Annotated in this window: 12 protein-coding genes; 3 read left to right on the plus strand and 9 right to left on the minus strand. The window is 54.4% G+C overall.

Annotated features, from left to right (window positions below; all coding sequences use genetic code 11):
• Nucleotides 1-16: 16 nt before the first annotated feature.
• The 9 genes from KB892_RS19745 to bolA all read right to left on the minus strand — a co-directional run bounded on the left by KB892_RS19745 (nucleotide 17) and on the right by bolA (nucleotide 10,575).
• Nucleotides 17-418 carry a YbgC/FadM family acyl-CoA thioesterase gene (locus tag KB892_RS19745; RefSeq protein ID WP_002891860.1) on the minus strand — a complete coding sequence of 134 codons (402 nt, stop codon included), beginning with the start codon at nucleotides 416-418 and terminating at the stop codon, nucleotides 17-19.
• Nucleotides 419-529: 111 nt separating this feature from the next.
• Nucleotides 530-898 carry a helix-hairpin-helix domain-containing protein gene (locus tag KB892_RS19750; protein ID WP_002891859.1) on the minus strand — a complete coding sequence of 123 codons (369 nt, stop codon included), beginning with the start codon at nucleotides 896-898 and terminating at the stop codon, nucleotides 530-532.
• 148 nt (nucleotides 899-1,046) lie between these two features.
• Nucleotides 1,047-2,921 (minus strand): peptidylprolyl isomerase, encoded by a 1,875-nt coding sequence (gene ppiD, locus KB892_RS19755; RefSeq protein ID WP_002891856.1) that lies wholly within the window; start codon nucleotides 2,919-2,921, stop codon nucleotides 1,047-1,049.
• Nucleotides 2,922-3,135: 214 nt separating this feature from the next.
• Nucleotides 3,136-3,408: a nucleoid-associated protein HU-beta gene (gene hupB, locus KB892_RS19760; protein WP_002444653.1), complete on the minus strand. Its 273-nt coding sequence runs from the start codon at nucleotides 3,406-3,408 to the stop codon at nucleotides 3,136-3,138.
• Between the two features lie 209 nt (nucleotides 3,409-3,617).
• Nucleotides 3,618-5,972 carry an endopeptidase La gene (lon, locus tag KB892_RS19765; protein WP_004151336.1) on the minus strand — a complete coding sequence of 785 codons (2,355 nt, stop codon included), beginning with the start codon at nucleotides 5,970-5,972 and terminating at the stop codon, nucleotides 3,618-3,620.
• A gap of 183 nt (nucleotides 5,973-6,155) precedes the next feature.
• Nucleotides 6,156-7,430, minus strand: a complete 1,275-nt coding sequence (clpX, locus tag KB892_RS19770) for an ATP-dependent protease ATP-binding subunit ClpX (protein ID WP_002891807.1) — start codon at nucleotides 7,428-7,430, stop codon at nucleotides 6,156-6,158.
• Between the two features lie 250 nt (nucleotides 7,431-7,680).
• A complete protein-coding gene (clpP, locus tag KB892_RS19775) occupies nucleotides 7,681-8,304 on the minus strand; it encodes an ATP-dependent Clp endopeptidase proteolytic subunit ClpP (protein ID WP_002891804.1) in 624 nt (207 codons plus the stop codon).
• A gap of 309 nt (nucleotides 8,305-8,613) precedes the next feature.
• The gene (gene tig, locus KB892_RS19780; protein WP_004151337.1) at nucleotides 8,614-9,912 is read right to left on the minus strand and encodes a trigger factor; all 1,299 of its coding nucleotides are present in this window, start codon (nucleotides 9,910-9,912) and stop codon (nucleotides 8,614-8,616) included.
• Between the two features lie 345 nt (nucleotides 9,913-10,257).
• Complete coding sequence (bolA, locus tag KB892_RS19785) at nucleotides 10,258-10,575, minus strand: transcriptional regulator BolA (protein WP_002891649.1); 318 nt, start codon at nucleotides 10,573-10,575, stop codon at nucleotides 10,258-10,260.
• A 302-nt stretch (nucleotides 10,576-10,877) separates the two neighbouring features.
• Between bolA and KB892_RS19790 the strand changes: the two genes are divergently transcribed.
• The 3 genes from KB892_RS19790 (at nucleotide 10,878) to cyoA (ending at nucleotide 14,399) form a co-directional block, all read left to right on the plus strand.
• A complete protein-coding gene (locus KB892_RS19790; protein ID WP_002891647.1) occupies nucleotides 10,878-11,456 on the plus strand; it encodes a lipoprotein in 579 nt (192 codons plus the stop codon).
• 43 nt (nucleotides 11,457-11,499) lie between these two features.
• Nucleotides 11,500-12,975: a muropeptide MFS transporter AmpG gene (ampG, locus tag KB892_RS19795; protein ID WP_002891644.1), complete on the plus strand. Its 1,476-nt coding sequence runs from the start codon at nucleotides 11,500-11,502 to the stop codon at nucleotides 12,973-12,975.
• 479 nt (nucleotides 12,976-13,454) lie between these two features.
• Nucleotides 13,455-14,399, plus strand: coding sequence for a cytochrome o ubiquinol oxidase subunit II (cyoA, locus tag KB892_RS19800; RefSeq protein WP_002891641.1), 945 nt, complete (start codon nucleotides 13,455-13,457; stop codon nucleotides 14,397-14,399).
• The last annotated feature ends 5 nt before the right edge of the window (nucleotides 14,400-14,404 follow it).

The following is a 14,404-nucleotide window of genomic DNA, read 5'->3' on the forward strand; positions in this document are numbered from 1 at the left end:
ACTCGCACGACGGTTGTCAGCGCAGGTTCATCTGGTCAAGTTTCGCACGCAATTCCCCTTCCAGCGGCAGCGCCTTCTGGGTTTTCAAATCGATACAAACGAAGGTAATCAGCGCATCGGCCACTACTTCGCCATTGGGGTTGAGGGTGACCACCTGGCTTAGGGTGCCGCTTTTGCCGTTGAGTTGCTCCAGTTTGCTGCTCACCGTCAGCACATCGCCCAGTACCGCCGGACGACGATAGTTAATATTGATATTCACCACCACGAAGGCGATGTTTTTCTCCATCATCCACTGAAACGCGGGGCTGTTTTCCAGGCCGTCCCAGCGGGCTTCCTCAAGGAACTCCAGGTAGCGAGCGTTGTTCACATGCTGGTAGACGTCCAGATGATAGCCGCGAACTTTAATTTGTGTCTGCATAGCACCAATGCCTTTCTGTTATTGTTGTTTATGAGGTAAGAGGTCACACCACTTGATGCAACCTCTTTATCCTGGCAAAAAATCACCGCTGTGCAAGGTCTGGCATAAAATTTACAGCGTCAGATGGGCTAAATTGCGCTCCACCAACGCGCTCCCCATTCCCGGGACCTGCTTCAGATCATCGAGGGTTTTGAACGGCCCGTACTCTTCGCGGTAGCTGACAATAGCCTGGGCTTTTTTCAATCCTACGCCATTCAACGCCTGCGCCAGCTGTTCGGCGCTGGCGCGGTTAATGCTGACCTTTGTCGCCCCGATGTCAGACTCGCCGGGCACCGCTTCCGCCTTCGCCGAAGAGGACGCCTGCACATTTTCTTTATTCACCGCCGCTTTGCCGCTGGCGGGTGCCGCCAGCGCCCCCTGTACCCCTACCGCAAAAACCAGAACGCCCGCGGCCATCAGTGCTTTTATTCCATATTTCATGCTGATATCTCCTTGTGTGTAGACAGCAAGGTCACGATAGCGTCAGTGCGGATGGTCGACAAAAGGCAAATCACAGAAATGGAAAGGGCCGCGAAAGCGGCCCTTGAGGATTACATCGTGTTGCTCATTTTTGCGAGACGACGCGAAATTACTGCTGCTGGTCGATGCTGTCGCCGAGCTTAATTTTCGCCGCCTTGCGCAGGTTGCTCATCAGCGCTTCGAAAGCGATTTGGGCATTGTTCTGGGTGATCCCCTGAACCATGGCCTTCTTCTGCTCTTCCGGCATGCTGCCGGCTTTCACCTCATCCAGCGCTATCAGCACCACATCGCCTTGCATATTGCTGCCCACGCCGTAGACCGGTTTACCCTGCTGCGGCAGCGGCAGGGTAAATGCCAGCTGGCTCAGCGGATCCTGGCCGGTACGAGAAAGCGTCTGCGGCGCGCCAAAGCTCAGGCCAGCCGCCTTCATCGCTTCATCGCCTTTGCCGTCTTTCAGCGCCGCCAGCAGCTTGTCGGCCTCCAGTTTCGCCTGCTGTTCCGCTTTATTGTGCTTAACGATATCGCTAACCTGTGCCTTCACTTCGGCCAGCGGCTTCACCGCCTCGGCTTTGTGTTCGCTAATGCGCAGAACAAAAGCGCGATCGCCGTCAACGGTAATGATATCGGAGTTGCTGCCCGGCGCGCCGTTCTCACCCACCAGACCGCCGTTGAAAATAGCGTCAGCGACCGGTTTAAAGTTCAGCTCCTCCGGCAGGTTATCGCGGCCAAACCAGCCGGTTTCTACGACCTTCAGCCCGGCGACCTGCGCTGCGCTCGCCAGCGATTCATTATCGTTGCTGGCCGCATCGCTCACCTTCTGCTGCAGCGCGTAGTAAGCATCCAACGCTTTTTCCTGCTTCACTTTCGCCGCAATGTCATTACGCACGTCAGCCAGCGGCTTCACCTGCGCCGGCTGGACGTCGTCCAGACGAGCTACCAGGAAGCCAACCGAGGATTTGATCACGCCAGACAGCTGGCCTTTCTCTTTCAGCCCGGCATCTTTGAGCTCAGGCACGGTAGAGGCATCTTCCATCCACCCCATATCGCCGCCGTTGCGGGCAGAGATAATATCGGTCGATTTTTCTTTCGCCAGCGTGGCGAAGTCCGCTCCTTTTTGCAGCTCGGCCAGTACCGCTTTCGCATCGGCTTCAGTTTTGGTCTGAATCACGCTGTAGCGGTTGCGCTGCGGCTGAGTGAACTGATCCTTGTGCTGGTCGTACCATGACTGAATCTCGTCGTCAGAGGCGCTCTCCTGCATGCTGGCGGCATCCATTTTGATGTAGCTGACGCGGAACTGCTCCGGCGCCATAAAACGGGCCTGATTCTGCTGCCAGAAGGCGTTGATTTCCTCATCGCTGGCGGTCTGTTTTGCCGCCAGGGCATTTACGTTGATGGTCGCTTCGCGGACCACCCGCTGCTGAGATACCAGCGCCGCCAGCTGATCGGACTCGCCCGGCAGCATGAAGTCGGTACCCGCAATGGCGTTAATCAGCTGCTGCGTGGTCAGCTGGTTACGCAGCGCCTGGGCGTACTGATCGGTGGTCATCCCCATCTGGGCGACAATACCGCTGAAACGCTGGTTGTCGAACTTACCGTTCGTCTGGAACGCCTGGGTCTGGAAGATCGCCTGCTTCACCTGCTCATCGCTGATGCTGAGGCCCAGCTCGCGGGCATACTGATCCAGAAGCGACTCATCGATCAGGCGGTTCAGCACCTGCTGGCGCATGGTTTTCATGTAGTTTTCGTTCGCCGCCAGCTCGGAGAATTGATCGCCAAGCTGCTGCTGCATACGGTTACGTTCGCTGGCGACGGCGTTTTCAAACTGCCCACGGCCAATCTCCTGGCCATTCACTTTTGCGGCATAGTTTTTGCCACCGCCAATCAGGTAACCACTCACCCCGGTCAAAATGAACGAGACGATAATGATACCGAAAATAATCTTGAGCACGACGCTGTTGGCGGCCGTGCGTAGGTTGTCCATCATGGTGTAACAACGCTCCGCTGTAGATGACTTTAGCTCGCGCAGCATAGCACGTGATGGCCGCCGCGCGTGAGGACGTATTTTGACAAGAAAACAGGGTGATTGTCAGCCCACAAGTGGCGATAAACACACATAAAGTGGTCTGAAAAGACAATAAAAAAGGCACATCTCACGATGCGCCCTTGTACTTCGTCACATTCCCTGACGGGAAAGCCGATCAGTTCACCGCGTCTTTCAGCGCTTTACCAGCACGGAAGCCCGGCACTTTTGCGGCAGCGATAGTAATTTCTTTACCTGTTTGCGGGTTGCGACCAGTACGGGCGGCACGTTCTTTAACAGCAAAGGTACCAAAACCTACCAGCGCAACGTCATCCCCAGCCTGCAGAGATTCAGTAACAGAAGCGATTAAAGCATCTAACGCACGTCCAGCTGCAGCTTTAGAAATGTCCGCACCCGCAGCAATTTTGTCAATCAGTTGAGATTTATTCACTGTTCTCTTCCTCTCTTTATAATTTATATCGCACCTGAGTCCTTCATAGTGCGACCGCGCAGCAGTTATATCAGGACTGTCATGCCCTTACAACAGCAGTTGTCGATGACCCCCCTGCCAGCGATCTAAGTTAGCTACACAAAAAAAGGCTGGCAAGTCCGAAATGACTTACCAGCCCTATTTTTATTAGCGCAATTTGCGCAGAATCACTATTTCGCGGTCACAACCTGCATGCCGAACGGTTCGTTCTGCAGCGCAAGTGTCAGAACTTCCTCGATTCGTTTCACCGGATGGATATCCAAATCGGCGATAACGTTATCCGGAATTTCTTCAAGGTCGCGTTTGTTCTCATCAGGAATCAGAACAGTCTTAATGCCGCCGCGATGCGCCGCCAGCAGTTTTTCCTTCAGACCGCCGATCGGCAGCACCTGACCACGCAGAGTGATTTCACCGGTCATCGCCACATCAGCGCGTACCGGGTTACCTGTCAGGCAGGAGACCAGCGCCGTGCACATGGCAATACCCGCGCTCGGACCATCCTTAGGCGTCGCCCCTTCCGGCACGTGCACGTGAATGTCACGCTTCTCGTAGAAGTCGGCGTTAATGCCCAGCTTGTCAGCCCGCGAACGTACCACCGTCAGCGCAGCCTGAATCGACTCCTGCATCACCTCGCCCAGCGAGCCGGTGTAGGTCAGCTTGCCTTTGCCCGGCACGCAGGCGGTTTCGATGGTCAGCAGATCGCCGCCCACTTCCGTCCACGCCAGACCGGTCACCTGACCGACGCGGTTCTCACTATCGGCGCGGCCATAGTCGAAGCGCTGTACGCCGAGATAATCATGCAGATTCTCACCGTTAATTTCGATGTGTTTCAGCGATTTATCCAGCAGCAGTTGCTTAACGGCCTTGCGGCACAGCTTGGAGATTTCACGCTCCAGGCTACGTACCCCCGCTTCCCGCGTGTAGTAACGAATAATGCCGATAATGGCGCTATCGTCGACGGTCAGCTCGCCTTTCTTCAGCGCGTTACGTTCGATCTGCTTCGGCAGCAGATGACGTTTGGCGATGTTCAGTTTTTCATCTTCGGTATAGCCGGAGAGACGAATCACTTCCATACGGTCCAGCAGCGGCGCCGGAATGTTCATGGAGTTGGAAGTCGCCACGAACATCACGTCGCTGAGATCGTAATCCACTTCCAGATAGTGGTCGTTAAAGGCCACGTTCTGTTCCGGATCCAGCACCTCAAGCAACGCGGAAGCCGGGTCGCCGCGCATGTCGGAAGACATTTTGTCGATCTCGTCCAACAGGAACAGCGGGTTTTTGACCCCCACTTTCGCCATTTTCTGGATCAGTTTGCCCGGCATCGAGCCAATGTAGGTCCGACGATGACCGCGGATTTCCGCTTCATCGCGCACGCCGCCAAGCGCCATACGAACGTATTTCCGTCCGGTCGCTTTGGCGATGGATTGACCCAGCGAGGTTTTACCTACCCCCGGCGGTCCCACCAGACAAAGGATTGGCCCCTTGATTTTGTTCACCCGGCTCTGCACCGCGAGATATTCAAGGATGCGATCCTTCACGCGCTCCAGGCCATAGTGATCGGTATCGAGGATCTCCTGGGCCTGACGCAGGTCTTTTTTGACCTTACTGCGCGCATTCCACGGCACCTGCACCATCCAGTCGATGTAGCCACGCACGACGGTCGCTTCCGCAGACATCGGCGACATCATCTTCAGCTTCTGCAGTTCCGCTTCGGTTTTTTCTTTCGCCTCTTTCGGCATTTTCGCCGCATCGATCTTACGCTTCAGCGCTTCGTTTTCGTCCGGGGCGTCGTCCATCTCGCCGAGTTCTTTCTGAATCGCTTTCATTTGCTCGTTCAGATAGTACTCGCGCTGGGATTTCTCCATCTGCTTTTTGACGCGGTTGCGAATGCGCTTCTCAACCTGCAGCAGATCGATTTCCGATTCCATCATCGCCATCAGATATTCCAGACGTTCGTTAACGTCGGACATCTCAAGCACAGACTGCTTGTCAGCCAGCTTCAGCGGCATGTGCGCCGCGATGGTATCCGCCAGGCGCGCCGGATCGTCGATGCTGTTCAGCGACGTCAGCACTTCCGGTGGGATCTTCTTGTTCAGCTTGATATAGCCTTCAAACTGGCTGATAGCTGTGCGAACCAGCACTTCCTGCTCGCGTTCGTCAATCGCCGGCGAGTCGAGATACTCCGCTTTCGCCGAGAAATGCTCGCCATTATCAGACAGCGCAGAAATGCGAGCACGCTGCAGCCCTTCGACCAGCACCTTCACGGTGCCGTCCGGCAGCTTCAGCATCTGCAAAATAGACGCCACGGTTCCAACGGTGAAAAGATCGTTTACACCCGGCTCATCCGTCGACGCTTCTTTCTGCGCAACCAGCATGATTTTTTTATCATGGTCCATGGCCGCTTCGAGGCAACGGATAGATTTTTCCCGCCCTACGAACAGGGGTATGACCATGTGCGGATAAACCACCACATCGCGCAATGGCAATACGGGGATTTCAATGCGTTCAGAACGCTCAGGATTCATAGAGCTCTCTCTTAGTTTAAAGTCCGCCAGGTAGCCGACGACGCCACACTCCACTGCATCGTCGTTAATATGTAATCCAGTATATGGGGATGTATTCCACACATTCAACGGCGGGAATGCAGGAAAAATAAAAGGGGAGATAAAATCCCCCCTTTTTGTTAACTGCTTGAGTGAAATGGTTAATTATTCACCAGATGCCTGCTGAGCTTCCGGTTTGCCGTAGATCAGCAGCGGTTTGCTCTGACCGGCGATAACCGACTCATCAATGACCACTTTTTCGACATCTTCCATCGAAGGCAGGTCATACATGGTATCCAGCAGCGCCGCTTCCACAATTGAGCGCAGGCCACGGGCGCCGGTTTTACGCGCCATCGCTTTCTTGGCGATAGCGTCCAGCGCTTCGTCGCGGAATTCGAGCTCTGCGCCTTCAAGGCTAAACAGCGCCTGATACTGCTTGGTCAGGGCGTTTTTCGGCTCTTTCAGGATCTGGATCAGGGCTTCTTCGCTCAGCTCGTTCAGGGTCGCCACTACCGGCAGACGGCCGATGAACTCCGGGATCAGACCAAACTTGATCAGATCTTCCGGCTCGACCTGAGCCAGCAGTTCCCCTTCGCTCGCTTTGTCGGACTTCGCTTTTACCGTCGCGCCAAAACCAATGCCGGAGCCGGTTTCCACACGGTGGGAAATCACTTTGTCCAGGCCAGCGAACGCGCCGCCGCAGATAAACAGGATCTTGGAGGTATCAACCTGCAGGAACTCCTGCTGCGGATGTTTACGCCCGCCCTGCGGCGGAACGGCGGCAACGGTCCCTTCGATAAGCTTCAGCAGCGCCTGCTGCACGCCTTCGCCTGAGACGTCGCGCGTAATCGACGGGTTATCGGATTTACGCGAAATTTTGTCGATTTCGTCGATATAAACGATGCCACGCTGCGCTTTCTGCACGTCGTAATCGCACTTCTGCAGCAGTTTCTGAATGATATTTTCGACGTCCTCACCCACATAACCGGCTTCGGTCAGGGTAGTGGCGTCCGCCATGGTAAACGGCACATCCAGCAGGCGCGCCAGCGTTTCCGCCAGCAGCGTTTTACCGGAACCGGTCGGCCCGATCAGCAGGATGTTGCTTTTACCCAGCTCTACGCCATTGCTGGTATCGCCATTGCGCAGACGCTTGTAGTGGTTGTATACCGCGACCGCCAACACCTTCTTCGCCTGTTCCTGACCGATGACGTAGTCATCAAGGTGGTGGCGAATCTCGTGCGGCGTCGGCAGCGCGCTGCGCTCGCGGTGCGGCGCCACTTCTTTAATCTCTTCGCGAATGATGTCGTTACATAAATCAACGCATTCGTCGCAGATATACACGGATGGCCCGGCGATCAGCTTACGCACTTCATGCTGGCTTTTGCCGCAAAAAGAGCAATACAACAATTTGCCCGATCCATCTTTGCGTTTATCTGTCATGAGTCCAAACCTCTTTTTAAGTTCTTTGTGCCGCACACGACGACGCAAATGCCATTCTCAGGCGCAAGCCGCCATATAGCGTTGTGCCGCCCTTCATTAGTATATACACAAAATCCTTCGCGCTACATCGAGCCGGTAGCGAAGCCACCGGCCGCAAGCCTGCCAGACAAGCGGCCGAATAAAAGCCAACCGCTCGCACAGACGTGGCGAGAAGGATGAAGCGTAAAGCGGCACCCTTGCGCCTTGGGCATCAATTACGATGGGTCAAAATAGAGTCGACCAGCCCGTACTCCACGGCTTCCGCAGCAGACAGGAAGCGGTCACGCTCGGTGTCACGCTCAATCTGCTCAAGAGACTGGCCGGTATGATGCGCCATCAGCTCATTCATGCGTCCTTTCACCTTCAGGATTTCACGGGCGTGGATCTCAATATCCGTCGCCTGTCCCTGATAGCCGCCCAGCGGCTGGTGGATCATCACGCGGGAGTTCGGCAGGCAGAAGCGCTTGCCTTTCGCCCCGGCGGTCAGCAGGAACGCGCCCATAGAAGCGGCCTGCCCCATACAGATGGTGCTGACATCCGGCTTGATGAACTGCATGGTGTCATAAATCGACATCCCGGCGGTGATTACCCCGCCCGGAGAGTTAATGTACAGGTAAATGTCTTTTTCCGGGTTTTCCGCTTCCAGAAACAGCATCTGCGCCACGATCAGGTTTGCCATGTGGTCTTCGACCTGGCCGGTCAGAAAAATGACGCGTTCCTTAAGCAGACGGGAGTAGATATCAAAAGAACGTTCACCGCGTGAGGTCTGTTCAATGACCATCGGCACCAGGGCCATATGGGGTGCAAAGTTGTCTCGTTCGCCACTGTATGACATTTCCGTCTCCTGGAGTAATTTTAAAATACCTGCTGCACTGATTGTAACCTTACGGACGGATTATCAGCCACAGTTTCTATCCGCTGAATGCGTCACCGCCTCTTCAATACGCGTGCGATTGCGGATGCAGTTGCCTCCCCCGGTAATGGGGATGGTGTTGCCATATTTCAAGCATAACAAGCTTTTGCTGTAACGCTATCATGGTTAATGCGTTTTCGCACCGTGCCTGTGGCTATCATTATCTTAAAAAAAAACCCGCCGCCTTTCGGCAACGGGTTTTTGCTCGAACCTTAAACGATAGCGGCGAAATTACGCCTGCTGGTTCATCAGTTCGTTGAAGGAAGTGGCTTTTTCAGACACTTTGGCTTTCGCCAGCACGGCTTCAACAGCCTGCTCTTCCAGCGCCACGTTGCGCATGTTGTCCATCAGCTCTTTGTTCTTGCTGTAGAACTCAACGACTTCAGACGGATCTTCGTACGCAGAAGCCATCTCTTCGATCAGGGCTTTTACGCGCTCTTCGTCAGCTTTCAGCTCGTTGGTGCGGATCACTTCGCCCAGCAGCAGACCAACAACGACGCGACGTTTAGCCTGCTCTTCGAACAGCTCGCGCGGCAGTTCCAGAGCCTGTTTCTCGTTGCCGCCGAAACGCTGAGCAGCCTGACGACGCAGCACGTCGATTTCGCTGTCGATCAGGGCAGCCGGAACGTCGATCTCGTTGGCTTTAACCAGACCTTCGATAGCCTGAGACTTCACGCGGTTACGCACAGCGCCTTTCAGCTCGCGTTCCATATTTTTACGCACTTCAGCGCGCAGGCCAGCGACGGAACCCTCTTCCACGCCGAAACGTTTGATGAACTCTTCGGTCAGCTCAGGCAGTTCACGCTCTTCGACTTTCTTCAGGTTGATAACGAACTTAGCCGCTTTACCTTTCAGGTTTTCTGCGTGGTACTCTTCCGGGAAGGTCACGTCGATGGTGAACTCTTCACCCGCTTTGTGGCCTTTGATACCGTCTTCGAAGCCCGGGATCATGCGACCCTGGCCCATCGCCAGTACGAAGTCAGAGGCTTTGCCGCCTTCGAACTCTTCGCCGTCAACAGAACCGGTGAAGTCGATGGTTACGCGATCTTCAGCGTCAACCGCGCCTTCTTTTTCTTTCCAGGTCGCCTGCTGCTTGCGCAGAGTTTCCAGCATGGTATCAACGTCAGCGTCGGTGACTTCAACAACCGGTTTTTCAACTTCGATCGCGTCCAGACCCTGCAGTTCAACTTCCGGATACACTTCGAACTCTACCGCGTAGGTGAAGTCTTCGCCCAGTTTGTATTCGCCCGGAACGTAGTTCGGCGCGCCGGCCGGATTGATTTTTTCTTTGATGATCGCGTCAACGAAATGACGGCTCATCAGGTCGCCCAGCACGTCCTGGCGAACGGAAGCGCCATAGCGCTGAGCAACAATATTCATCGGCACTTTGCCTTTACGGAAGCCGTCAATGCGAACTTTTTTCGCTACGTTGACCAGCTCGCTTTTGACAGCATTCTCGATGCTGTCAGCGGCGATAGTAATCGTTACACGGCGCCCAAGGCCCTGAGTGGTTTCAACTGAAACTTGCATCTTGTTACCTCAAAAAAATCACAGTGCTCGGTCAACTCTGGAAGCGCGTGTAGGTGGCTTCGCAGAACCGGGATGCCCTCTTCAAATCAGAAACACATTCCCTGTCGTCAGAATCATCCCGAAGACATTCATATATAAGACGCGGCATTATAGCGGCATCACTTTTGTGAGTCGAGAACGGTTGTCGCCTGGTGCTGCGGCATTTTTCACATTTCCCGCTCAAATTTGCCCGCAAAAGCGCTGACTTTGCGCATTTTCCAGGCAAAACAAAACGGCCCGTAGGCCGTTTTTGCTAAATCTGCAAGCAACATACTGGAAAAGCGCCAGCGGTTGCAAATGGGATTTCTAAGCGATACTCCCTGCGCCGCGGCACGGCGGCGAAGCAAATACCGTATCCTGTAATGCTTCCCATTCTTTAATCGTGTAGGTGTGCAGCGCCAGGGCATGCACCGTATTCGACAGCTCCTCGGTTAGCGTGCCGTAGATCATACGGTGGCGATTGAGGAAACGCTCGCCAGTGAAGCGATCGCTCACTAACACCACTTTAAAATGACTTTCAGAGCCCGCAGGGACGTTGTGACGATAACTTTCATCCACGACTTCGAGATACATCGGGTCGAACGCTGCTCTAAGTTTTGCTTCGATCTGTTCACGTATCATCATGAATTTTCTCCTCCGACAACGCTGAGATGCCGCCACTCCATTTAAATGTTAGCCGCTTTTACCGCTTCCATTAGGAGAAAACAACAAAAAATTAGCATTGTTCTGATATTTTCATTCAAAAGTATCACGTTTACTGGCTCTGGTCGCCAGATCCGTCGGGGAACGAGCCATTAACCGTGGCGGGACGCTCAGAAAACCGCCAGCACGATGGATTTACACGCGTTGCCACTTCCCCTTGCCGTTGGCAATGCTATGATGGCGGTAATTTTCCTTATAACAACACCATGCGTTGAGACCTGAACATGCTTAAGAAGATTCTTTTCCCGTTGGTCGCCATGTTTATGCTGGCAGGATGCGCCACGCCGCCGACCACCATTGAAGTATCGCCGAAAATCACGCTGCCGCAGCAGGATCCAAGCCTGATGGGCGTGACCGTCAGCATCAACGGCGCCGATCAGCGTCCGGACCAGGCGCTGGCGAAAGTGACGCGTGACAATCAGCTGGTCACTCTCACCGCCTCCCGCGATCTGCGCTTCCTGCTGCAGGAAGTGCTGGAGAAACAGATGACGTCTCGCGGCTACATGATTGGCCCGAACGGCGCGGTCGATCTGCAGATCATCGTCAACAAACTCTATGCTGACGTCTCTCAGGGTAACGTGCGCTATAACATCGCCACCAAAGCCGATATCGCCATCATCGCCACCGCGGCAAACGGCACGAAAATGACCAAAAACTACCGCGCCAGCTACTCCGTTGAAGGCGCCTTCCAGGCCTCGAACAAAAACATCGCTGATGCCGTCAACAGCGTCCTGACCGATACCATCGCCGATATGGCGCAGGACACCAGCATCCACGATTTCATCAAGCAAAACGCGCGTTAATGCTATCGCGAACCCGGCCTCCGCCGGGTTCGTGCTTTATGCTATGTCCAGTCATTACTTACGCATTTTTCAGCAGCCGAAATCAGCCATTTTGCTGATCCTTGGTTTCGCCTCCGGTCTGCCGCTGGCTCTCACCTCCGGTACCCTGCAGGCCTGGATGACGGTGGAAAATATCGATCTGAAAACGATCGGTTTTTTCTCGCTCGTCGGCCAGGCCTATGTCTTTAAATTCCTCTGGTCCCCGCTGATGGACCGCTACACGCCGCCGTTTCTTGGGCGTCGTCGCGGTTGGCTGTTGACCACCCAGGTATTACTCCTGCTGGCGATCGCGACGATGGGCTTTCTTGAGCCGGTCACCCAATTACGCTGGATGGCGGCGCTGGCGGTGGTGATCGCCTTCTGCTCGGCGTCGCAGGATATTGTGTTCGACGCCTGGAAAACCGACGTGTTGCCAGCAGAAGAGCGTGGCGCCGGCGCCGCGATCAGCGTGCTGGGCTATCGCCTGGGGATGCTGGTCTCCGGTGGACTGGCCCTGTGGCTTGCCGACCGCTATCTCGGCTGGCAGGGGATGTACTGGCTGATGGCGGCGCTGCTGGTACCCTGCATTATCGCCACGCTGCTGGCCCCCGAACCGAGCGACGTTATCCCGGTCCCCAGATCGCTCGAGCAGGCGGTAGCCGAACCGCTGCGCGATTTTTTCGGCCGCAACAACGCCTGGCTGATTCTGCTGCTCATCGTCCTTTATAAGCTTGGCGATGCGTTTGCCATGAGCCTGACCACCACCTTCCTGATCCGCGGCGTGGGATTTGACGCTGGCGAAGTGGGAATGGTGAACAAAACCTTAGGCCTGTTCGCCACCATTCTCGGCGCCCTGTACGGCGGCGTCCTGATGCAGCGGCTGACGCTGTTTCGGGCACTGCTCATTTTCGGTTTGCTGCAGGGGGTCTCTAACGCCGGCTACTGGCTGCTGTCGATTACCGATAAGCACCTCTATTCCATGGCGACCGCGGTATTCTTTGAAAACCTGTGCGGGGGAATGGGGACGGCGGCATTTGTCGCGCTGCTGATGACGCTATGTAATAAGTCGTTCTCCGCCACCCAGTTCGCGCTGCTCTCGGCGCTCTCTGCGGTCGGTCGCGTATACGTTGGGCCGATTGCCGGCTGGTTTGTCGAGGCTCACGGCTGGTCGACCTTCTATCTCTTCTCTGTCGTTGCGGCGGTGCCGGGGATTGCCCTATTGCTGCTGTGCCGGCAAACGCTTGAGCATACCCAACGCACCGCAAGCTTTATGCCGCGTAGCGAGTTCCCGCAGGCCTATGCGCTGGCGCTGGGGATCCTGACACTGGGCTGCCTGCTGCTCGCGGCGTGGCTGGCGCTGCTGATCCTCAACGCGCTGGATTATACGTCGTTCTCCTTCCTGTCCGGCCTGCTGGAGGTTGCCGCGCTCACCGCCGTCGGCGGGATTTTGTTCGGCGGCCTGCTTGACTATCTGGCGCTGCGTAAAACCCGCCTGATTTAAGGATCCAGCATCATTATTAGCCGTTGTAATTACGAAACGTAATTATAACGGCTTATTAACGCTTTTATATTGTCCGCCGCGCTATTTGTTGTTTTGTGCGTTTTTGATTTCTGGAAATTATTGACAGTTTTCGTTCGATTCTTTAAATAATTTAACCGATTCAGCTCCGGGGATTTTATTTTTCGTTTTCACAATGTCTTTTATTTGATAATTAAATGTTAAACAATTGTTCTAATTTGTGGGTGGTTATGCCCATTAGCCGCTAAGCACTCCTTTTCTTATCCCTTTCGTTATCAATCCCGCGAAAATCAGGCTTTGCAAGCGATTAAGTAACACTACGTTACATATGTGACAAACCAAGCAGAAGCCGCTAACACAGAACTGACAGAGATCCAATCATGTTTACAGTAATGCAACCTTACCGTAAAATGCCCATACACTTTAAACGCCACCAGATCCCGTGGAATTGAGGTCGTTCAATGAGACTCAGGAAATACAATAAAAGTTTGGGATGGATGTCATTAATCGCAGGTACTGTATTACTCAGTGGTTGTGATTCTGCACTCCTTGACCCAAAAGGACAGATTGGACTGGAGCAACGCTCTTTGATTCTGACGGCCTTCGGCCTGATGATGATTGTCGTTATTCCCGCCGTCTTGATGGCAGTAGGATTTGCCTGGAAGTATCGCGCGAGCAATAAAGATGCGAAGTATAGCCCGAACTGGTCACACTCCAACAAAGTGGAAGCTGTGGTCTGGACGGTACCTATTCTGATCATCCTGTTCCTGGCCGTTCTGACCTGGAAAACCACTCACGCACTGGAGCCAAGCAAACCGCTTGTCCATGACGAGAAGCCAATCACCATCGAAGTCGTATCGATGGACTGGAAATGGTTCTTTATCTATCCGGAACAGGGTATTGCTACCGTTAACGAAATCGCCTTCCCGGCGAACGTACCGGTACACTTCAAAGTGACCTCTAACTCGGTGATGAACTCGTTCTTTATTCCGCGCTTAGGTAGCCAGATTTATGCAATGGCCGGTATGCAGACTCAGCTGCACCTCATTGCTGACGAAGCTGGTACTTATGACGGTATCTCCGCTAGCTACAGTGGCCCGGGCTTCTCAGGTATGAAGTTCAAAGCGATTGCCACCCCGGATCGGGCGACTTTCGATCAGTGGGTTGCAAAAGCGAAACAGTCTCCGAACTCCATGGACTCCATGGCCGCGTTCGAGAAAGTGGCTGTGCCTAGCGAATACAACAAAGTGGAATATTTCTCTAACGTGAAACCGGATCTGTTCAAAGATGTTGTGAACAAATTCATGTCTCACGAGAGCATGAACATGTCTAAACCTGAAGGCGAGCACGCTGCTCACGACGGGATGGAAGGCATGGACATGAGCCACGCGGAAACCGCTCACTAAGGGGC

Origin of the sequence: Klebsiella sp. P1927, from assembly GCF_018204675.1 — a bacterium.
Lineage (GTDB): Bacteria > Pseudomonadota > Gammaproteobacteria > Enterobacterales > Enterobacteriaceae > Klebsiella > Klebsiella pneumoniae.

Bases quoted from the DNA above. Each gene is read 5' to 3' on its own strand.
- ampG (WP_002891644.1), top strand. From the start codon at position 11,500: ATGTCCAGTCATTACTTACGCATTTTTCAGCAGCCGAAATCAGCCATT.
- tig (WP_004151337.1), bottom strand. From the start codon at position 9,912: ATGCAAGTTTCAGTTGAAACCACTCAGGGCCTTGGGCGCCGTGTAACG.
- lon (WP_004151336.1), bottom strand. From the start codon at position 5,972: ATGAATCCTGAGCGTTCTGAACGCATTGAAATCCCCGTATTGCCATTG.
- bolA (WP_002891649.1), bottom strand. From the start codon at position 10,575: ATGATGATACGTGAACAGATCGAAGCAAAACTTAGAGCAGCGTTCGAC.
- KB892_RS19790 (WP_002891647.1), top strand. From the start codon at position 10,878: ATGCTTAAGAAGATTCTTTTCCCGTTGGTCGCCATGTTTATGCTGGCA.
- ppiD (WP_002891856.1), bottom strand. From the start codon at position 2,921: ATGATGGACAACCTACGCACGGCCGCCAACAGCGTCGTGCTCAAGATT.
- clpP (WP_002891804.1), bottom strand. From the start codon at position 8,304: ATGTCATACAGTGGCGAACGAGACAACTTTGCACCCCATATGGCCCTG.
- cyoA (WP_002891641.1), top strand. From the start codon at position 13,455: ATGAGACTCAGGAAATACAATAAAAGTTTGGGATGGATGTCATTAATC.
- KB892_RS19745 (WP_002891860.1), bottom strand. From the start codon at position 418: ATGCAGACACAAATTAAAGTTCGCGGCTATCATCTGGACGTCTACCAG.
- clpX (WP_002891807.1), bottom strand. From the start codon at position 7,430: ATGACAGATAAACGCAAAGATGGATCGGGCAAATTGTTGTATTGCTCT.
- KB892_RS19750 (WP_002891859.1), bottom strand. From the start codon at position 898: ATGAAATATGGAATAAAAGCACTGATGGCCGCGGGCGTTCTGGTTTTT.